At 62.7% G+C, this 19618-nt stretch carries 20 protein-coding genes and 2 riboswitches; of the genes, 10 read left to right on the top strand and 10 right to left on the bottom strand.

Going from position 1 to position 19618, the window contains the following annotated elements; all coding sequences use genetic code 11:
* Positions 1-32 precede the first annotated feature (32 nt).
* The 4 genes from DMO26_RS05665 to crcB are packed head-to-tail and all read right to left on the bottom strand — an operon-like array spanning position 33 to position 2910.
* Positions 33-824: an ATP12 family chaperone protein gene (locus DMO26_RS05665; protein ID WP_117191076.1), complete on the bottom strand. Its 792-nt coding sequence runs from the start codon at positions 822-824 to the stop codon at positions 33-35.
* 27 nt (positions 825-851) lie between these two features.
* On the bottom strand, positions 852-1505 hold the full coding sequence (locus DMO26_RS05660) for an HAD-IA family hydrolase (RefSeq protein ID WP_117191075.1): 654 nt from the start codon (positions 1503-1505) through the stop codon (positions 852-854).
* On the bottom strand, positions 1505-2494 hold the full coding sequence (locus DMO26_RS05655; protein ID WP_117191074.1) for an RluA family pseudouridine synthase: 990 nt from the start codon (positions 2492-2494) through the stop codon (positions 1505-1507). The genes DMO26_RS05660 and DMO26_RS05655 overlap by 1 nt, the downstream gene beginning before the upstream one ends.
* A 38-nt stretch (positions 2495-2532) precedes the next feature.
* Positions 2533-2910: a fluoride efflux transporter CrcB gene (gene crcB / locus DMO26_RS05650; RefSeq protein ID WP_117191073.1), complete on the bottom strand. Its 378-nt coding sequence runs from the start codon at positions 2908-2910 to the stop codon at positions 2533-2535.
* A 123-nt stretch (positions 2911-3033) separates the two neighbouring features.
* Here crcB and DMO26_RS05645 point away from each other — a divergent pair, with 123 nt between their 5' ends.
* Complete coding sequence (locus tag DMO26_RS05645; RefSeq protein WP_117191072.1) at positions 3034-3312, top strand: hypothetical protein; 279 nt, start codon at positions 3034-3036, stop codon at positions 3310-3312.
* A 28-nt stretch (positions 3313-3340) separates the two neighbouring features.
* Here the strand turns inward: DMO26_RS05645 and DMO26_RS05640 are convergent, their stop codons facing one another.
* Together DMO26_RS05640 and DMO26_RS05635 are read right to left on the bottom strand one after the other, a co-directional pair.
* Positions 3341-4936 carry an EAL domain-containing protein gene (locus DMO26_RS05640; protein ID WP_117191071.1) on the bottom strand — a complete coding sequence of 532 codons (1596 nt, stop codon included), beginning with the start codon at positions 4934-4936 and terminating at the stop codon, positions 3341-3343.
* Between the two features lie 191 nt (positions 4937-5127).
* Positions 5128-5625, bottom strand: coding sequence for an Lrp/AsnC family transcriptional regulator (locus DMO26_RS05635; protein ID WP_264319346.1), 498 nt, complete (start codon positions 5623-5625; stop codon positions 5128-5130).
* Positions 5626-5789: 164 nt separating this feature from the next.
* Here DMO26_RS05635 and DMO26_RS05630 point away from each other — a divergent pair, with 164 nt between their 5' ends.
* Positions 5790-6206, top strand: a complete 417-nt coding sequence (locus DMO26_RS05630; protein ID WP_117191069.1) for a DUF2000 domain-containing protein — start codon at positions 5790-5792, stop codon at positions 6204-6206.
* Positions 6207-6373: 167 nt separating this feature from the next.
* On the opposite strand, the gene DMO26_RS05625 is transcribed toward DMO26_RS05630, so the two are convergent.
* Both DMO26_RS05625 and DMO26_RS05620 read right to left on the bottom strand, forming a co-directional pair.
* Complete coding sequence (locus tag DMO26_RS05625; RefSeq protein WP_404947018.1) at positions 6374-6931, bottom strand: copper chaperone PCu(A)C; 558 nt, start codon at positions 6929-6931, stop codon at positions 6374-6376.
* Between the two features lie 76 nt (positions 6932-7007).
* Positions 7008-7385, bottom strand: a complete 378-nt coding sequence (locus DMO26_RS05620) for a hypothetical protein (RefSeq protein ID WP_117191068.1) — start codon at positions 7383-7385, stop codon at positions 7008-7010.
* A 194-nt stretch (positions 7386-7579) separates the two neighbouring features.
* A riboswitch (glycine riboswitch) is annotated at positions 7580-7667 on the top strand.
* Positions 7668-7748: riboswitch (glycine riboswitch) on the top strand.
* Between the two features lie 68 nt (positions 7749-7816).
* On the opposite strand from DMO26_RS05620, the gene gcvT reads away from it, so the two are divergent.
* The 5 genes from gcvT (at position 7817) to DMO26_RS05595 (ending at position 13404) form a co-directional block, all read left to right on the top strand.
* Positions 7817-8965 (top strand): glycine cleavage system aminomethyltransferase GcvT, encoded by a 1149-nt coding sequence (gene gcvT / locus DMO26_RS05615; protein WP_117191067.1) that lies wholly within the window; start codon positions 7817-7819, stop codon positions 8963-8965.
* A 76-nt stretch (positions 8966-9041) separates the two neighbouring features.
* On the top strand, positions 9042-9404 hold the full coding sequence (gene gcvH, locus DMO26_RS05610; protein ID WP_117191066.1) for a glycine cleavage system protein GcvH: 363 nt from the start codon (positions 9042-9044) through the stop codon (positions 9402-9404).
* Positions 9401-12265, top strand: coding sequence for an aminomethyl-transferring glycine dehydrogenase (gene gcvP / locus DMO26_RS05605; RefSeq protein ID WP_117191065.1), 2865 nt, complete (start codon positions 9401-9403; stop codon positions 12263-12265). The genes gcvH and gcvP overlap by 4 nt, the downstream gene beginning before the upstream one ends.
* 396 nt (positions 12266-12661) lie before the next feature.
* On the top strand, positions 12662-12922 hold the full coding sequence (locus DMO26_RS05600) for a hypothetical protein (protein WP_117191064.1): 261 nt from the start codon (positions 12662-12664) through the stop codon (positions 12920-12922).
* Between the two features lie 152 nt (positions 12923-13074).
* A complete protein-coding gene (locus tag DMO26_RS05595) occupies positions 13075-13404 on the top strand; it encodes a flagellar basal body rod protein FlgC (RefSeq protein WP_117191469.1) in 330 nt (109 codons plus the stop codon).
* 135 nt (positions 13405-13539) lie between these two features.
* Here the strand turns inward: DMO26_RS05595 and dusA are convergent, their stop codons facing one another.
* Positions 13540-14589: a tRNA dihydrouridine(20/20a) synthase DusA gene (dusA, locus tag DMO26_RS05590; RefSeq protein WP_117191063.1), complete on the bottom strand. Its 1050-nt coding sequence runs from the start codon at positions 14587-14589 to the stop codon at positions 13540-13542.
* Positions 14590-15365: 776 nt separating this feature from the next.
* On the opposite strand from dusA, the gene metG reads away from it, so the two are divergent.
* The 3 genes from metG (at position 15366) to DMO26_RS05570 (ending at position 18287) form a co-directional block, all read left to right on the top strand.
* Positions 15366-16919, top strand: a complete 1554-nt coding sequence (gene metG, locus DMO26_RS05580; RefSeq protein WP_117191061.1) for a methionine--tRNA ligase — start codon at positions 15366-15368, stop codon at positions 16917-16919.
* A gap of 128 nt (positions 16920-17047) precedes the next feature.
* On the top strand, positions 17048-17734 hold the full coding sequence (locus DMO26_RS05575; RefSeq protein WP_117191060.1) for a fumarylacetoacetate hydrolase family protein: 687 nt from the start codon (positions 17048-17050) through the stop codon (positions 17732-17734).
* Positions 17735-17759: 25 nt separating this feature from the next.
* Positions 17760-18287: a gamma carbonic anhydrase family protein gene (locus DMO26_RS05570; protein WP_117191059.1), complete on the top strand. Its 528-nt coding sequence runs from the start codon at positions 17760-17762 to the stop codon at positions 18285-18287.
* 92 nt (positions 18288-18379) lie between these two features.
* Here DMO26_RS05570 and DMO26_RS05565 read toward each other — a convergent pair.
* Positions 18380-19326, bottom strand: a protein-coding gene (locus tag DMO26_RS05565) for an IS630 family transposase (RefSeq protein WP_117191058.1) whose coding sequence is annotated in 2 segments (ribosomal slippage) — positions 18380-18990 and positions 18990-19326 — 948 coding nt in all. Because the reading frame shifts where the segments join, the coding sequence is not laid out codon by codon here.
* Positions 19327-19618: the final 292 nt, after the last annotated feature.

Genomic DNA, 19618 nt, shown 5'->3' with positions numbered 1-19618 from the left:
CCGATGTTCCTCCAGACAGGGTTAGAGAAGCATTAAGCGGCCGGTCTCAATGCAAGAAAAACTGCGGTGGCCGCCTGCATCTCGTCATGCCGTTTGGCGCGCCGATGCTCGGCTTCCGCGTCGGTACCCCAATGCTCGTTGGTCCAGTCCTCGTCGAGATGGGCGAGCGTCCAGGCCTCCTCGCCGGTAATCCGTCCTTCCGCGAAGGCAAGCGCCAGGATCGCCGAGCCCGTCAGCGTCGTCACCGTGTGCAGCACGGCAAGTTCGATCGCCGTATCGTATTTCCTGAGCGTCACCGCGAAGGCGGCTATCGCCTCCTTCGGCTGCTCCTGCGGCATGATGCCTTCGATCAGGATGAAGCGTGCCCCGAGCGTGCTCGCGGCCCAGTCGATGATCGGGTCCCAGCGTTCGTTCTGGCGCGCGACCAGGTTCGCAGGCCCCTCGGCGCGGTAGCAGAGCATGTCGCTCGACGAAAAACGCAGGATGTCCTCGAAAACCGGCTGGGTGTCCGGTGCGATCCCGTCGATCGCCGTGTTGACGAGCCGCGTCACCGGCATGGTGCCGGGATCGATCACGTCCACCTGGTTTGCCCATTCGTCGCGGATCAGCTCCGCCAGCCGCGCAGTCGGCGCCACGAGGCCGTTGCGGGCCGGTGTCCTGACCGGCTTGCCGTCGAGCTGGATCGCATGCCCGCCCTCGCCCTCCGCGACGGAAACTTCCGTATAGAAGCGTTTCGGAAGCGGCTTCTGCATCTGGATCTGCGCCCGGCGCGTCGGGTCCTGATGGCTCAGGACGTCGGATGGATCGGGAAAGATGTCACGCATGGTATAGGCCTAATTGTCCGCAGGTTTTCAGCCGATATGGGCGAGTAGCTCGCGCGGATGATGGACGATCGCATCGGCTCCGGCTTCTTTCAGCTCGGGCACCGAGGCATAACCCCAGGCAACACCGATCGCGGTGGCACCGGCCGCCTTCGCCATCTGCATATCGTAAATGGCATCGCCGATGACAAGGGTGTCCGACGGTTTCATGCCGGTCTCGTCGCAGCATTCCGTCACCATTGCCGGGTGAGGTTTCGAAGGACAATCGTCCGCCGTGCGCCCGACGACGAAATACTTGTCGAAGCCGTGCGTCTCCATCACGAGCTTCAGCCCGCGCCGGGACTTGCCGGTAACGGCTCCGATCAGCAGATCCTCGCGCGGCCCGATCACATCGATCACGTCGCGGATGCCGTCGAACAGCGGCTCCCGGTAGTTAAGGTCCTGCCGGACGACGGAAAACAGCGACTTGTAATAGGCCATCATCTCGACAGCCTCTTCGTCCGCATGCTGCTTGCCCTGCATGCGGGCGATGGCGATGTCGAGCGTCAGCCCGATGATCGCTTTGGTATCTTCGAATCCGGGTTCCGGCTTGTCGAATTTCTCAAACGTGCGGCGCATCGTTTCGTGGATAAGCGCGGCGCTGTCGACCAACGTACCGTCGCAATCGAAAAGAACGAGTTTCATCAGTCGTCGTCTCTCAAGCCGTTTTCCATGTCGAAGCCGAGCAGGTTCCAGCTCTGAACCATATGCGGCGGCAATGGTGCAGTGACCTTCAGCCGCCCGCCGGAAGGATGCGGAATGTCGATATGGCGGGCATGCAGATGCAGCCGCTTCTGGATACCGCCCGGGAAATCCCAGTTCGGATCGTCGATGAAATATTTCGGATCGCCGATGATCGGATGGCCGATATGCAGCGCATGGACGCGCAGCTGATGGGTGCGGCCGGTATAGGGCTCCATTTCCAGCCAGGCGAGACGCTGCGCCGCCGTTTCCAGCACGCGGTAGTACGACACCGCATGATCGGCGCCCTCCTCGCCATGTTTGGCGATCCGCATGCGGTCGCCGTCCGGCGTCTGCTCCTTCACGAGCCAGGTTGAAATCTTGTCCTCGTGCTTGCGCGGCACGCCCTTCACCAGCGACCAGTAGGTCTTCTTGGTATCGCGCTCGCGGAAGGCGGCCGTCAGCTTCTGCGCAGCACCCCGGGTGCGGGCGATCACCAGCACGCCGGACGTATCGCGGTCGAGCCGGTGGACGAGCCGCGGCTTTTCGCCCTTGTGGTTCGTCCAGGCGTCGAGCATCTGGTCGATGTGCCGCGAAACGCCCGAGCCGCCCTGTACGGCAAGGCCTGCCGGCTTGTTGAGGACGATCACCTTCTCGTCCTCGTGCAGCACCATGCGCGACAAAAGCTCGAAATCGCTCGAATGTTTCAGATCCCTGCCGGCGATTGGGCCGGTCTTCTTGGCGTCCGCCTCGATCGGCGGAATGCGCACCGTCTGGCCCGGCTGCACGCGGGCGTCGGATTTCACGCGGCCGCCGTCGACCCGCACCTGTCCGGAGCGCAGCAGCTTTTGCAGTGCGCCGAAGCCGAGCCCCGGGTAGTGGATCTTGAACCAGCGGTCGAGCCGCATGCCCGCCTCGTCCGCCTCGACGCGGATATGCTCGATGCCTGCCATCAAAGCTCTTTCATCTTATCTGTGATCAGTCCTGCCCTTTAGAGCATTACCCGCCCGAGCGCCAGCCCGGCGAAGACCGCAGCGAGCGAGATCGCCACGCTGGCAACCACATAGGTTGCGCCGGCGAACGTGGAGCTGCGTTCGAGCAGAATCACGAAATCCAGCGAGAAGGCCGAAAAGGTGGTAAAACCGCCGAGCATGCCGGTGATCAGCAGCAGGCGCATCTCCGGCGAGCCGTCGAACCGGCGGATGATCATCTCGCTGAGGAACCCGATCGCCAGCGAGCCGACGACATTGACGGCAAGCGTTCCCCACGGGAAGCCCGGGCCGAACTGGCGTAGCGCCCACAGCCCGACGAGATAACGGCAGACGGAGCCGAAGGCTCCGCCGATGGCGACGAGAAGGATGTTGATCATGGGTTTCCGTGTATCGCGGATGCGAAAATCGTCATATCGATAAAATGCCGACATTTTGCTTAAAGCGGAACAAAGCCCGCTCGCCATACTATTTATCATGTGAGAAAAATAGTGACAGGCGACATGACACTTGTGGTTAGCATATCGGCGAATACCGCCGCGATCGCGATGGAAGCCCTGAGGCCTGGCCGGCGCATTTCGCCGAAGGACCAAGCGGCCGACATGAAGGCCGATGCCGACCGCAATACCCGCCGCGCCGAAAACGCCGGCGACCCCGGCGATGTTGATCTGATGATCCCTGCCGCCAGCGTTTCGCTCGATCTCCTGGGGGCCGGCCAGGCGCCGCGCCAGCAGACCACCTTTCATCAGGCACAGTCGGCCTATCGCGACCTCGACGACTGATCGGCTTTTGCAAGCCTTCCAAAGCACCTCAGGCCGCCACGACCCGGATCCCTCCCCGCCCGCTCCCCGAGCGGGTTTTGTTGTTGCGGTAATAGTCGATGAAGTCCGAAGCCGGCAGCGGCTTGGAAAACAGCCAGCCCTGGCCGAAATTCACCTCGTGGGCTCTCAGATATTGGGCCTGCTCCTCGGTCTCGACACCTTCGGCGACGATCTTGAGGTCGAGCGTCTTCGCCATTTCGATGATATGCGACGTCACCGCACTTGTCGCCGTGTTGCGTCCGATCGTGTCGATGAAGGACTTGTCGATCTTCAGGGCATCCATCGGCAGTCCCTGAAGATATTGGAGGCTGGAATAGCCCGTGCCGAAATCGTCGATCGCCACGATATGGCCGCGTTCGCGGGCTCGTATCAGCGTCACCCGGGCAGCCTCGATGTCGATGAAACCGCGCTCGGTGGCCTCCAGCCAGATCTGCCCCGGTTCGATATCCGTTCCGGCGAGCGTCCTTGCAAGCACGTCGAGAATACGCCCCGAGGTGATGTCGGCGGCCGCCAGGTTGATCGCCACATGCAGCGCGCGTTCCGATCGCAACAGCGGGCCGAGGTCGCGGACGGCCGCCTGCACCACCTGGTCGGTGATCGGCATGATCAGACCGTTTTCCTCGGCAAGCGGGATGAAGAGGTCGGGCCGCACCAGGAACCCGTCGGGCCTTCGCCAGCGCACCAGCGCCTCGGCGCCGACGCAGGCGCCGCTCTTGAGATCGATGATCGGCTGGTAATGCACGACGAATTCCCGGTTGCGCACCGCGATCGCCAGCTCCCCGAGAGGTGACAACCGCTTCTTCGACAGCCAGATCACCACGCCGACGATGAAAGCGGCGATGAACCCGCCGACCGGCAGAAGGAGGAACTGCTCATCGCGCAGTTTGCCGGAAAGGTTCGCCTTCGGCTCCATGGCGATGGCGATCAGCCCGTTGTCGCGGGCAACCGCATAGAGCAAGGTGTCGGTCATCCCTTTCCGGGGTCCGCCCGTCAGCGATCTGACGAGCTTCGGATCGGGCGAATGCAGCGAGTTGATCGGCACTCCGTCCTGGTTGGCAAGCGCCAGCGAAATATGATCCTCCACTAGGACATCGACGAACCGACCTGGATCGACAAGGACGCCGTAGGCGCCGTAATGCAACGCCATGACCGGATTTCCCATCGCGACGGCGGGCGTCACCTTCATTGTCACATCCAGCCCGTCCGGCGTCGTATAGTCGGCGGCTACCCGTCTCACATTGCCGGACGCCGGACCCCAGGAGGTGCATTTCAGCAGCCCGTTTTCGAAGTAGCCGACCTCCTCCACGGAGATCGTGTTGAACGCCACCACCCGCATGCGGGCGATATGCTGGGGTGAGCAGGGAGGCAGCCGCGGATAGGCGAGCGAGTCGAGCGCGATCTTGGCGTCCCGGAACGTGCGGCTGGCGCGCATGATGGTCTGCCCGGCCACCCGCGCGAGACTATCCTGCTGTTTCTCCACCGTGATCGCCCGGGAGATATAGACCATGGCCGCAATCGGAATGACCGCCCCGAGGAGGCCGAGCAAGATGGCCACCGCAATCACGCGAGAACGTCGCAACTCCATGCCGAAACCCTTTTGGGGTAAAACCTCTTTAGGACGAAACCCTGTGGAAGATCGTGTGCCATTCATTCCTGACTTTTGTTAAGATTCCTTGCTTCAACTCGATTGGGTTGTATGAAAGCAGGATCTAAAACCGCACAGTCCAGACCGGCCGCGGAAACCGGCGCAGCAATCGTTTGGGGCGCCGGCAGCCCTCACGGCTTATTTCGGCCTCGCCGCGCAACCGCCTCAACCGGGGTTGGAGCGCCGGCGAATTTCAGCGGAAACCCGTCGAAAGCCTTGATCTCCTTCAGGACGAAGGTCGTCTGCATTTCCTTGATGCGCGGCAGCCGGCGCAGCGTCGACATCGCGAAATCCGCATAGGCGTCGAGATCGGCCGAGACGACCTGCAGCAGGAAATCCGCATCGCCGGCGATGCTATAGCAGGCGACCACTTCGTCGATGCCGCTCACCTCTTCGGCAAAGGCTTCCGCCTCCTCCTCGTTGTGGCTGTCGATCTTGACGCGGACGAAGGCGAGCACGCCGAGACCGATCGCCTTGCGATCCAGGACCGCCTTGTATCCCAGGATGACGCCGGTCTCTTCGAGATGCCGGACACGCCGCCAGCTCGGCGAGGTAGAAAGCCCCACCTTGTCGGCAAGCGACTGGTTGGTCAGCCGGCCGTCCGCCTGCAACGCCTGAAGGATTCGCATGTCTGCCCGTTCGAAATCGCTTCCCATAAAATCCTGCCCGATTTTCCCTCTGAAGGGACAGGTTCTACCAATTCGATGTGAAATCGGAAAGCAAAAGGCAGGATCCACCATTCGAACGGCATTAGTCTTCGGCGTCTCTTCCACCAGGGAATGCTCTTCCACTCATGACCGACGACGTCCGCCTCGCCATCATCGTCAACCCTGCCCTGCCGCTCGGCCTGATCGCCAATACCGTCGGCAATATCTCGATCGGCCTCGGCGCCCGGATGCCGGTGCTTGCCGCCCGCAAGCTGACGGACCGTGAAAACCGTGTAATCGACACCAGCTCAAACCGTCCCATCCCCGTCCTGCAGGCCGAGGGCGATGTCATCCGCGCCACCATGCTGAAAGCCCTGACGCAGCCAGGCGAACGCGCTGTCGTCGCCTTTCCCGCCTTCGCCCGGCCGCTGCACGACTACCGCGAATACGAGGCAGGCTTCCCCGACCGGGACTTGGCCGAGGAAGTCATCGACGGCCTTGGACTCGCAGGTCCTTCGAAATGGGTCAGATCGCTCACCGGCAGCCTAAAGCTGCTGCGGTAGAAAAAGCCGGCCTTTGTCCCGCTCCCTCCCCGGCAAGGCCATTTCACGGTACGTCTGCGCCGTGAAATGGTTCTTTCGGAGGAGAACTTGACTGTCTCCCTTCCGTGACAAAGGCCAACGCCGCACCGGCTTGCGCCCTTGCCGAAGGTCCATGGACGTCCCGCGCCTCAATTGTGCTGATGACCGCCCGGACCTGCGGCTCCGACCGGCAGCGTGATATCCACCTTGCCGGCCTTCTCGAATGTCAGCGTCACCGGCACCTTGCCGCCGTTCTTGAAGGGTTCCGTGACCTTCATGAACATCAGGTGCAGCCCGCCGGGAGCAAGCTCCACCGTCTTGCCGGCCGGGATGGCGATGCCGCCGTCCAGCCTGCGCATCTTCATCACCTGGCCCTGCATCGCCATCTCATGCAGTTCCACCGTGCCGGCGATCGGCGAGGACGCCGAGACGAGCCTGTCGTCGGCCGCGCCGTTGTTCCGGACGGTGAAATAGCCGCCGCCAACCGGCTGGCCGGGGAGCATGGCCTTGGTGAACGCGCCGCTCACCTCCAGGTCGCCGACCTTGACCGCGACGCCGTGTGCGGATGCCGCATCTCCGGCGCCCGTCTTGTTCATGTCCGTCGCGGCCACCCGGAATGTCTCCTGCATGGAAGCGGTGCCGATCGACGGCATGACGGCAGCTGCGATGAAAAGGCCCGAAAGAGCGATCTTGGTGATGGTCTTCATGGAATGTCTCCTTCCGGTGACGACACATTTTGCCGGCCGACCGGGAATATGATGGATCTTTTGACGGTATGACGGATCAGGTCGGCGACGGCGGAGCGCGGGATTTCGGCCGGCCGACAGTGCTGGTGCCGGGCAGGCCGGGAAACGGCCGAAGCGGATTATCGAGCGCAATGCCCTTCCCCACGCTTGAGGCTTCGCCGCTCGGCGGCGGCAGGATGACCGAGGCGGCGAGCAGGCAGACCTCGCACAGCGGCCTCGCTGCCGGCGCCTTGTGCCCGTGCCCGCCTTCCGAACAGATATCCGCGAACATGCCGTCCGGCAGGCGGTAGGCCTCGCTATGGGCATCCGGTGGGGCCGCAGCCGACAACGACTGGTGACCGAATCCGAGTGACAGGAGAACCACGGCGCAGAAGATGCGCATCCAGTTCGCCGCAATGTCACGCCGTGCCGTCATCGCTCTGTCCGCCCGATCCATGCAGCCAATAAACCAAATCGCCTGCAAGCGCAAAACCACTTTCGCTGCTTGTACCGCACCGGTTCATCCCGTCTTTGCATTAGGTCAAACAGCATTTGTTGCATTGCGACAGAAATCTTGGCGGCCGCGACATGAGGGGCTTGCCAAACCGCCATCGAGGTCGATAATACCGGCCAGACTCGCTGGGAGAAGCCGCTTCGATGCGGTGCCGAAGGAGCAACCGCCCCGGAAACTCTCAGGCAAAAGGACCAGCGATCGACCGACAGGAACTCTGGAGAGAAGCCTTTTGATAGGCTCGCCGAAGGGATAACAATCTCAGGCCAAAAGGACAGAGGGGGCTCATAAACCGGCGCGGCAACGCGCTTGAGATTGAGCCGGCGCGCGATCCGCGTCAATCTGGAGGCGTCCCATTGGGTCACCGAACCGACGATCAGACTGCCCTTGAAACGACCCCGCTTCACGCCCTTCATCTGTCGCTCGGCGCCCGGATGGTGCCTTTCGCCGGCTACGATATGCCGGTGCAATATCCGGCGGGCGTTCTGAAGGAACACCTGCACACCCGCACCGCCGCAGGCCTGTTCGACGTCTCCCACATGGGCCAGGTCATGGTGAGGGCGAAGAGCGGCGCTTATGCCGATGCAGCGCTCGCGCTCGAAACGCTTGTGCCCGTCGATATCCTCGGCCTCAAGGAAGGCCGCCAGCGTTACGGCTTCTTCACCGACGACAATGGCGGCATTCTCGACGATCTGATGATCACCAATCGCGGCGACCATCTCTTCGTCGTCGTCAACGCCGCCCGCAAGGACGCCGACCTCGCCCATATGAAGGCGCATCTCGTCGATTGCGATGTCGAACTCCTTGAAGACCGCGCGCTCATCGCCCTCCAGGGTCCGCGCGCCGAGGATGTCCTCGCCGCCCTCTGGCCGGACGTGGTCGATATGAAGTTCATGGACGTCTGCGACGCCCTTCTCCACGACGCGCCCTGCATCGTCTCCCGCTCCGGTTATTCCGGCGAGGACGGCTTCGAGATTTCCGTTCCCGCATCGCAGGCCGAACAGGTCGCCAGGGCGCTGCTCGAAGACCTGCACTGCCAGCCGATCGGTCTCGGCGCCCGCGACTCGCTGCGCCTCGAAGCCGGCCTCTGCCTCTACGGCAACGACATCGACACGACCACCTCGCCGATCGAAGCCTCGCTCGAATGGGCGATCCAGAGGGCCCGCAAGGCCGGCGGCGAGCGCGAAGGCGGCTTTCCCGGCGCCTCCCGCATCCTCGGCGAACTTGCGAACGGCACGTCCCGCCGCCGCGTCGGCCTGAAGCCCGAAGGCAAGGCCCCGGTCCGCGCCCATGCGAAATTGTTTGCCGACGCGGAAGGCAGGACGGAGCTCGGCGAGGTGACGTCCGGCACGTTCGGGCCGACGGTCGAAGGCCCGGTTGCGATGGGTTACTTGCCGACGTCGCATGCCGGTGCCGGCACGCAGGTTTTCGCGGAGGTGCGGGGCAAATTCCTGCCGATGATGGTCTCTGCCCTGCCCTTCATCACGGCCACCTATAAGCGGTAAGCAAAATGACAGAGGAGGGTGCCACATACGCCTTCCGAACGAACTCGAATATCACTTTTCCAGAGAGGACCTCCCCATGCTGAAATTCACCGCCGAACACGAATGGCTGAAACTCGAAGGCGATATCGCGACCGTCGGCATCACGGCGCATGCCGCCGAACAGCTCGGCGACCTCGTTTTCGTCGAACTGCCGGAAGTCGGCAGCCAGCTCGCCAGGGAAGCCGGCGCCGCGACCGTCGAATCCGTCAAGGCCGCCTCCGACGTCTATTGTCCGCTGGATGGCGAGATCACCGAGATCAACCAGGCGATCGTCGACGATCCTTCGCTCGTCAATTCCGATCCGCAGGGCGCCGGCTGGTTCTTCAAGCTGAAGCTCAAGAACCCGTCCGACGCCGACACGCTGCTGGACGAGGCCGCCTACAAGGAGCTCATCGCATGAGCGACCAGACCGATTTCCATTTCACCGACTATCAGCCCTACGACTTCGCCAACCGCCGCCATATCGGCCCCTCGCCGTCCGAAATGGCCGAGATGCTGAAGGTCGTCGGCTATCCGACGCTCGACAAGCTGATCGACGCCACCGTACCCGCCTCGATCCGCCAGATCGTCCCGCTGGCCTGGGGTCCGGCACTCACCGAACGCGAAGCGCTCGACAAGCTGCGTGATACGGCCAACAGGAACAAGGCATTGGTCTCGCTGATCGGCCAGGGTTATTACGGCACGATCACGCCGCCCGTCATCCAGCGCAACATCCTGGAAAACCCCGCCTGGTACACGGCCTACACGCCCTACCAGCCGGAAATCTCGCAAGGCCGCCTCGAAGCGCTCCTCAACTTCCAGACCATGGTCTGCGACCTGACCGGCCTCGACGTCGCCAACGCCTCGCTGCTCGACGAAGCGACCGCCGCCGCCGAAGCGATGGCGCTCTGCCAGCGCCAGGCGAAATCCAAGGCGGCCGCCTTCTTCGTCGACGCCGCCTGCCATCCGCAGACCATCGCGCTGATCGAGACACGCGCCGCGCCGCTCGGCTGGACCGTCATCGTCGGCGATCCGATGACCGACCTCGACCCGGTCGACGTCTTCGGCGCGATCTTCCAGTATCCCGGCACCCACGGCCACGTCCGTGATTTCTCCGGCCTGATCGCCCGCCTGCACCAGACTGGCGCCGTCGCGGCGATGGCCGCCGACCTGCTGGCCCTGACGCTCCTGAAATCCCCCGGCGAAATGGGCGCCGACATCGCCATCGGCTCGTCGCAGCGCTTCGGCGTGCCGGTCGGCTACGGCGGCCCGCATGCGGCCTATATGGCGGTCAAGGATGCCCACAAGCGCGCCATGCCCGGCCGCCTCGTCGGCGTCTCCATAGATGCGCGCGGCAACCGCGCTTACCGCCTGTCGCTGCAGACCCGCGAGCAGCATATCCGCCGCGAAAAGGCGACGTCGAACATCTGCACCGCCCAGGTCCTGCTCGCCGTCATGGCCTCCATGTACGGCGTCTTCCACGGCCCGGACGGGCTGAAGGCCATTGCCCAGCAGGTCCACAAGAAGGCCGTGCTGATGGCGAAAGGGCTCGAAAAGCTCGGCTACCGCATCGAGCCCGACACGTTCTTCGACACCATCACCATCGAGGTCGGCCACATGCAGGGCCTCGTCATGCGCGCCGCCGTCGCCGAAGGCGTCAACCTGCGCAAGGTCGGCGAAACGAAGATCGGCATGTCGCTCGACGAGCGCACCCGCCCCGCGACGCTCGAAGCCGTTTGGCGCGCCTTCGGCGGCAATTTCAAGGTTTCGGATTTCGAGCCGGAATACCGCCTGCCGAACGCGCTGCTCCGCAAGTCGGCCTACATGACGCATCCGATCTTCCACATGAACCGCGCCGAAAGCGAGATGACGCGTTATATCCGCCGACTTTCGGATCGGGATCTCGCGCTCGACCGGGCGATGATCCCGCTCGGCTCCTGCACCATGAAACTGAATGCCACGGCGGAAATGCTGCCGATTACCTGGCCGGAATTTTCCGACATCCACCCCTTCGCCCCCGCCGACCAGGCTTTGGGCTACAGGGAGATGATCGACGACCTGTCGCAGAAACTCTGCCAGATCACCGGCTACGACGCCTTCTCCATGCAGCCGAATTCCGGTGCTCAAGGCGAATATGCGGGCCTCTTGACCATCCGCAACTACCATATCGCCAATGGCGACACCCACCGCGACGTCTGCCTCATCCCGACCTCCGCGCACGGCACCAACCCGGCGTCGGCGCAGATGGCCGGTATGAAGGTCGTGCCCGTCAAGGCGAAGGACAATGGCGACGTCGATCTCGACGATTTCCGCTCGAAGGCCGAGCAATATGCGGCGAACCTCTCCTGCTGCATGATCACCTATCCCTCGACCCACGGCGTCTTCGAGGAAACGGTGAAGGAGATCTGCGAGATCACCCACGAATACGGCGGCCAGGTCTACCTCGACGGCGCCAACATGAACGCCATGGTCGGGCTTGCCCGCCCGGGCGATATCGGCTCCGACGTCAGCCACCTGAACCTCCACAAGACCTTCTGCATCCCTCATGGCGGCGGCGGTCCCGGCATGGGTCCGATCGGCGTCAAGTCCCATCTGGCGGCCCACCTCCCCGGCCATCCGGAATCGGACGGCAGAGAAGGTGCCGTCTCCGCCGCCCCCTTCGGTTCCCCCTCCATCCTGCCGATCTCCTGGTCCTACTGCCTGATGATGGGCGGCGAAGGCCTGACGCAGGCGACCAAGGTGGCGATCCTCAACGCCAACTATATCGCAGCCCGGCTGAAGGGCGCCTATGACGTGCTCTACAAATCGGAATCAGGCCGCGTCGCGCATGAATGCATCATCGACACGCGGCCCTTGAACGCCTCTGCCGGCGTCACCGTCGACGATATCGCCAAGCGCCTGATCGACTGCGGTTTCCACGCGCCGACCATGAGCTGGCCGGTCGCCGGCACACTGATGATCGAGCCGACAGAATCCGAAACCAAGGCGGAGATCGATCGGTTCTGCGATGCCTTGCTGGCGATCCGCGAAGAGGCCCGCGCCATCGAGGAGGGCCGCATGGACAAGGCCAACAACCCGCTGAAGAACGCCCCGCACACGGTGGAAGACCTGGTCGGCGAATGGGACCGCCCCTATTCCCGCGAACAGGCCTGCTTCCCGCCGGGCTCTTTCAGGGTCGACAAGTACTGGTCGCCGGTCAACCGCATCGACAACGTCTACGGCGACCGCAACCTCGTCTGCACCTGCCCGCCGATGGAGGCCTATGCCGAAGCCGCCGAGTGAGGAACAGTCGGGCGCAGCCCGGCTATTGATCCTGCGAACCGGCTGCTACGACGAGCACCGAGGCTCAAACGTGGGGCCGGATGACCAGCCATCTTTCGAGACGGTTCCACGCGACCGTGTCGAAAGACGAATGCTCCGGCCCATGGAAGAGTGCCGGACGCGCGGATGCGGCCCTGCCTCCCTGGCGATAACCGTCTACTTCCCCCTCCCGGATGCTCTCCGCCCCCCTGGACGCACACTGCCTCTAAGATACAGCGGATAATTGTATATTAGAAAGTTCTGCACAAGCTTTGGCTGAGATAACATGACATGGATCGCTGCGGAACCGCCTTTGGCCGTTCCGCCGCATCAAAAGGCCGGACATTGGGAGCCCGGCCTGTATGGTGGGGAATGCCTATGCTTCAGCCAAATGCCGCGCCGGCGGCCGTGATGCTCGGATCGGATGATCTCGAACTCCTGCAGAGATTTCTGCGCGCCTGGTGCGATGAGAACGATGTGGACATCCGCAACGAAGCGGCGGCCGATATTGCCTCCGCCCTCATCCATTGGTACCTGTTCGACCTCGCCGACCGCAACCGCCTGAAACTCGGGCCTCGCGATGCGATGCCGGAATCGCAGCATCTGCAGCATCTGCTGCGCCAGCTGGGTGAAGCCTGACGGCCGCAAGCCGTGTCTTCCCAGGGCCTGGCCGTCCTGTTCCGGCACGGCTTTTCGTCTGCACCTGCCTCTCGCTTAACCCTGCGCCTTCACCCTTCCTTGAAGCCTTTCACCCTATAACCCGCCCATCCAACCTCATGGAGATGACGGCGATGAGCATTTCGGCGGCGATGGGCATTTCAGTTTCCGGCATGCAGGCCGAAACCCGCCGTTTCGGCACCGCCGCCCACAACATGGCCAATGCCGGCACCGCCGGCTATAACCGCCTGACGACGCAGTTCGCCTCCCTGCCGGACGGCGGCGGCGTCTCCGCCTCCGTCACGCCTTCCACCTCCCCCGCGTCCCCGGACGGTTCGAATGTCGATCCGGCCAGCGAATTGCTCGACGTGCTCGGCGCGGAACAAGGATTTGCGACGAATGCGGCCGTGTTCGAGACGGGGGCGGACATGTGGGATGTGCTGATGAGCATGAAGCGGGATTGAGGGCGACCGAACGGAGGCAGGTTTCAGCGCCCCGTCCAACTGAAATCATCGAGATCCCCAAGGGGCGAGTAGGTCTGACTAACCCCCGAAGCCTCCTCTCCCTCTCACGCGGATGAGGTTAGAACGAAACCGCCCTCACCCCGCCAGCTTCTGCTCCTCGGGCTGAACCCGAGGACCGCCATCGATATCGACCGCCGCAAAGGCTGCCGCGATGACTTCCGGTCCGGCACCCGGGCGGGCGGCGTCGGTGGAGAGTATCTGGCGAAACCGCCGGGCGCCGGCAAAACCCTGGAACAGCCCGACCATATGCCGGGTGACATGATGCAGCCGCCCGCCCCGGTCAACCAACTCCGCCGCATAGTCCATCATCGTATCGCGCAGCGCCAGCCAGTCGACGTCGGGAGTGGTCGCCCCTGCAGGACCTGCACCCGCCAGAAACGCATCCACCCCGGCCAGCAGCCCGGTATTGTGATAGGCGGCGCGGCCGAGCATCACCCCGTCCACATGGCTAAGATGCCGGGCCGCCTGTTCGAGATCGGCGATGCCGCCGTTGATGCCCATGAACACGTCGGGGTTCTCCCGCTTCATGGCATAAACGAGGTCGTAGTCGAGCGGCGGAATTTCGCGGTTTTCCTTCGGCGAAAGCCCCTGCAGCCAAGCCTTGCGGGCATGGATCCAGATCGCGTCAGCGCCGGCGCCGATCATCCGGGCGAGGAAATCCGGCAGCACCTGCGCCGGCTCCTGGTCATCGACGCCGATGCGGCATTTGACCGTCACCGGCACGGTCGAAACCCGCTTCATCGCCGTGACCAGATCCGCCACATGCGTCGCATCCCGCATCAAGCAGGCGCCGAACGTGCCGGACTGCACCCGGTCCGACGGGCAGCCGACATTCAGATTGATTTCGTCGTAGCCGTAGTCGGCGGCGATCCGGACCGCGTCGGAAAGCTTGGCCGCGTCCGATCCGCCAAGCTGCAGCGCGACGGGATGCTCGGCAGCCGAATGGGACAACAGCTTCTCGCGCGGACCGAAAATGATCGCATCCGCCACCACCATCTCGGTATAGAGCAGCGCCCGCTTCGACAACTGCCGGTGCAGGAACCGGCAGTGCCTGTCCGTCCAGTCGATCATCGGCGCGACGGCGAAGACGGGAGCCTTGATATATCTTGCTTTTTCTTGTTTCATAGGCTCTTGCGGCACTCTCTTCTCCGTCTTGTTTACAGGTCTTTTTATACCCGATCCGTTCTTTTCAATGGCGGGCCGGTACAATGTACCAATTAAACCGTCATGCACCAAACGAGGAAGCGGTCCGGGGCGCCATCGGCTGCGCACAGGCATGGCAGCGTCGGCGGATCGGCGGTGGGCTTGGCATAATTGCCGGCAATCCGGATGGTGAGCGGGTAAATACCCGTCTCGTCACTATTTCCTCTCTTCCTCGGTATCGGTTTTTGATGAACCGCGAACGCCGGGAATGCCGGACCAGTCGCCGGCCGGATGGCGGGAAAATAGGGATATCCACGCGTTCAGTATTGCTTCCCTGCCGTGAGTCTGTCGTGGTCAAAAGTACTCCGGACCGCTTGCCGACATCATAGGGCGGTCCATCGCCCGTGCCCGCTCGCGAAGACGCGATACATATGAGCGGCGGGGAATCGATGTTGGCTGTCGGCCGTTACATCAAGGACTTCGCCTATCTCAGCTTCGACTACGGTTTCGGCGGCGGTCTGATCAACGGTCTCGACCCGCCGTCTTACCCGCTCAAAGAGCGCCCTTGTTCGAAACGGCCCGTGGTGGTAGAAACATCGCATGGACAAGAACCTGATCAACATCTTCGTGATGATGATGCCGCGCTCATAGCGTGGCGGGTTTCGTGCGTCCATAGTGCACCAGCGACCGCCTTCGAGGCGGTCTTTTCATTGGTCGATCCGTCTCGCGGGCAACAACAGCCTTCGAAAGGAATACCGATGAACAAGACGAACATCTATATCACCGCCTCGATCCCCTACGTCAACGCCGCGCCGCATGTGGGCTTCGCGCTCGAGCTCGTCCAGGCCGACGCCTATGCGCGTCATTTCCGCCTTCTCGGCCGCGACGTCAGGTTCCAGTGCGGGACAGACGACAACAGCCTGAAGAACGTCAGGTCCGCAGAAGCTGCGGGGCTGCCCGTGAAGGACTTCGTGAATGCGAACGCAGACAGGTTTGAGCGCCTCGGCGGACGCCTCGATGTTTCCAACGACGAGTTCGTGCGCACATCCCGCGATCCGAGACATGTCGCCTGCGTCCACGCTTTATGGAGGGCATGCGCCGAAAACGGCGACCTCTATCGCAAGGCCTACGAAGGCCTCTATTGCGTCGGCTGCGAGCAATTCTACGATCCATCCGAACTCCGTGAGGGACGCTGCCCGGAACATGACGTCCCTCTCGATATCATCCGGGAGGAGAACTGGTTCTTCCGGCTGTCCCGATACGGCGACCGGCTCCTCGAACTCATCGAGGCGGACGAGCTTCGGATCGTTCCGGCCCATCGGCGCAACGAGGTGGTCGCTCTGCTGCGACGCGGCCTGACCGACATCAGCGTGTCGCGCAGTGCCGAGCGCGCGCGCGGCTGGGGCGTTCCCGTCCCCGATGGGGATGAAGTCGTCTACGTGTGGTTCGACGCCCTGGCGAACTACCTGACCGGTCTCGGCCATGGTGCCGATGGATTTCTCCTCCAGCGCTACTGGAATGGTGACGGCGAACGCATCCACCTCGTCGGCAAGGGCATTTCCAAGTTTCACGCCATCTATTGGCCGGCCATCCTGCTGTCCGCGGGTCTGCCGCCGCCGTCCTCGATCCTCGTACACGGCTATGTCACCGTAAACGGCCGGAAAATCGGCAAGTCGGCCGGCAACGGGATCGATCCGGAACGCATCATCCAGTCCTACGGGACGCCGGACGCGCTGCGATACTACCTGCTCCGGCATATACGTTCGGGGGATGACGGTGACTTCTCGGCCGAGCGTCTCGAAGCCGCATGGACAGGAGAGCTTGGAGGGCAGCTTGGCAATCTCGCCAACCGGGTGCTTGCCCTCCTGTCCGCCTCCTGCGACGGGATCGTTCCGCCGGTGCCGGACAATGACTTCGTGCGGGAAGCGGCCCGCCTTCCGGAAAAGGTTGCCAAAGCCTTCGACGCTTACGAACTCCATGTAGGGCTCGCAAACATCTTCGAGTTTATCGGCGAGGCGAACAGGCGGCTCGCAAAACGTGCACCGTGGGCGGATGCCAAGGCGCTGGCAGGCGATCCCGCGCCGGCAGATCGGGAGCTTATCTCTGATCGTCTTGCCGCGTCCCTGGCCGAACAGGTCCAAGGCCTTGCCGTCGTCGCCCGCTGCCTCCTTCCGTTTCTGCCGAGATCGGCCGCGGAGCTGCATCTGAGGCTTGGAATACCATTACCGAACCTGTATCGGGGTCCACTGATCGTGGGCGGGGTCAAAGCCGCGCCGGAAGCCGTTCTCTTTCCAAGAAGAGCGGCAGCTTGAAGGTGGTCGGCTCAAGGTCAGGCCTGCTGCTCGACCAGTTCGCCTGGCCTGCTCAAAAAGGGGCTAGGATTGTGGAGCGAATTGCGAGACAAAGGCGTCCCACCGTCTTTTTCATCAGGATATCCGTCATGCGCGCCACCGTGATCCCCGCCCCCGAACCCGTGCTCCTGGACGTCGAGGGCGTCACGGAACAGTTTCCGGTGCGGCGTGTCTATTGCGTTGGCCGCAACTATGCCGATCACGCGATCGAGATGGGTGGCGATCCGACCCGCGAGCCGCCGTTCTTCTTCCAGAAGAATGCCGACAACATCTATAACGGCGAGGCCTTTCCCTATCCGCCGCTGTCCTCCAGCGTTCACCACGAGGTGGAACTGGTCGTCGCGCTTTCCGGCGGGGGCACCGATATCGCCGTCGGGGACGCGCTCTCCAAAATCTATGGTTATGCCGTCGGCATCGATTTCACCCGCCGCGACCTGCAGGACGCGGCAAAGAAGATGAGCCGGCCGTGGGAAGCATCGAAGGCCTTCGAAAAGTCCGCCCCCGTCGGCGCCCTGATGCCGGCTACGAAAATCGGCCACCCTGACGCCGGTGCCGTCTGGCTCGATGTCAACGGCGCGCGAAAGCAGTCGGGCGACCTGAACCAGCTGATCTGGAAACTGCCGGAAATCGTCGCCGAACTGTCGAAACTCTTCGTGCTGGCGCCCGGCGACGTCATCATGACCGGCACGCCGGCCGGCGTCGGCCCGGTCGTCCGCGGCGACAGGATCGATTGCGGCATCGACGGCGTCGGAAGACTGTCGCTCACCGTCATCTGATCATGGAATTTCGGAGGAAGAACCCATGCCGATCTATGCCCTTGCAGAATTCGAGCCGAAACTGCCCGCCTCGGACCGTTACTGGGTCGCGCCGGACGCGACCGTCATCGGGAAGGTTGAGCTCGGCGAGGATGTCGGCATCTGGTTCGGCTCCGTGCTGCGTGGCGACAACGAGCCGATCGTAATCGGCGCCGGAACGAATATCCAGGAAGGCGTGATGATCCATACCGATCCCGCCTATCCGGTCCGGATCGGCCGGGATTGCACGATCGGCCATCACGCCATCGTCCATGGCTGCATCATCGGCGACAATTCGCTCGTCGGCATGGGCGCGACGATCCTGAACGGCGCGAAGATCGGCAGCAACTGCCTCGTCGGCGCCAATGCGCTGATCACCGAAGGCAAGGAATTCCCGGACAATTCGCTGATCGTCGGCTCGCCGGCCAAGGTCATCCGCACCTTGGATGACGAGGCTGCCGAAAAACTTCGCCAGTCGGCGGTGCGGTATGTCGCCAACTGGAGACGGTTCGCGCGCGATCTCAGACAGATCTAAAGTCAGACAGCTCTAAAGTATGTCGCGCAAAAGTGTGCAGCGGTTTTGCGACAACGATACGCGTAAAAACAAGAACCTAGAGCGGAATCCGATCACGTTGCATCGTATCCGGCTGCTGCGAAATAGTTCTGGCATTCGTTCGGCGTGAAGAGCTTGAGCAAGCTGCCGATGGCGGTCCAGAGACCGTCCATGGATCGTTCGGCGGCCTTTCGCAGCAGTGCCTTGAGCTTTGAGAAGGCGTTTTCGATAGGGTTGAAATCCGGGCTGTAGGGCGGAAGATATTCGAGCCTTGCGCCGACGCTTTCGATCATTTCGCGGACCCGTGGCCCTTTGTGGCTGGACAGATTGTCCATCACGACGATGTCGCCGGCGTTAAGCTCCGGCAGCAAGACCTTTTCCACGTAGGTCTCAAAAGCAATGCGGTTGATCGACCTGTCTATGACGAAGGGCGCGATGAAACCGCGTAGCGTCAGCGCTCCGATGAAGGTTGTCGTTTTCCAGTGGCCGTGAGGAACGCTGATCCTCAGACGCTCGCCTCTCATGCACCGGCCATGACGTCGTGCCATATTGGTGGATGCCCAGGTCTCGTCGATAAAGACGAGACGCGCCGGATCAAGATCGCGTTGACCGTCGAACCATTCCTGCCGACGCTTCAGGATGTCGGGACGATCTTGCTCCGTGGCATGCGCGCTCTTTTTTTGCGCGTGATGTTATGACGCGCGAAGAAACGCTGGATCGTGCCAAAACCGAAGAACAGGCCTTGTTCGGCAAGGCTGTGTCGAACCTCTTCAATGGTGGCGTCCTTGTCCGGACCCAAGGCTTCGAGGATGGCGTTCATGTGTGCATCGATCCGGGCAGAGCGCCGATCTCCGCCCAAGGCACCAGGCCGGGCATCGCCCTGTTCACGCTCACGCTTGCGCCATCTGCTGATGCTGGCGGCGCTCACCTTGAAGCGTTCGGCCGCAGCCCGATGCGAACGACCTTGCGAAACCGCCGCAAGAACCCGAACGCGTAAATCCATCGATAAAGCTTTCGACATGTCCGCCGCCTCCTACCGGCGAACATCCATGAATCAGACAAAAGCTGATTTGCATAGCCAGTCCGATTCATTCAGATCGGATTCCGCTCTAAGGGCGTGGCAAGCGAATCCGAAAGATCGCGACACGCTTTAGCAGGGTGTTGAAGAAGTCCACTTTCGGGCGAGGAAGTCAGCTTCATCACCGTTATGGAAACAGATTTGTCCGATGACGGAGCCATCTGGTTGGATTTCGGCCCAGCCGTCGCCTTGAGCTTCCTCCATTTCGTCGTTGCCTTGCCAGGAGAAGGCGACG

This window comes from Rhizobium terrae, from assembly GCF_003425685.1.
Taxonomy (GTDB): domain Bacteria; phylum Pseudomonadota; class Alphaproteobacteria; order Rhizobiales; family Rhizobiaceae; genus Neorhizobium; species Neorhizobium terrae.
Note: the sequence above shows the minus strand (reverse complement) of the source record. Positions and strands in the feature narration are given on the sequence as shown.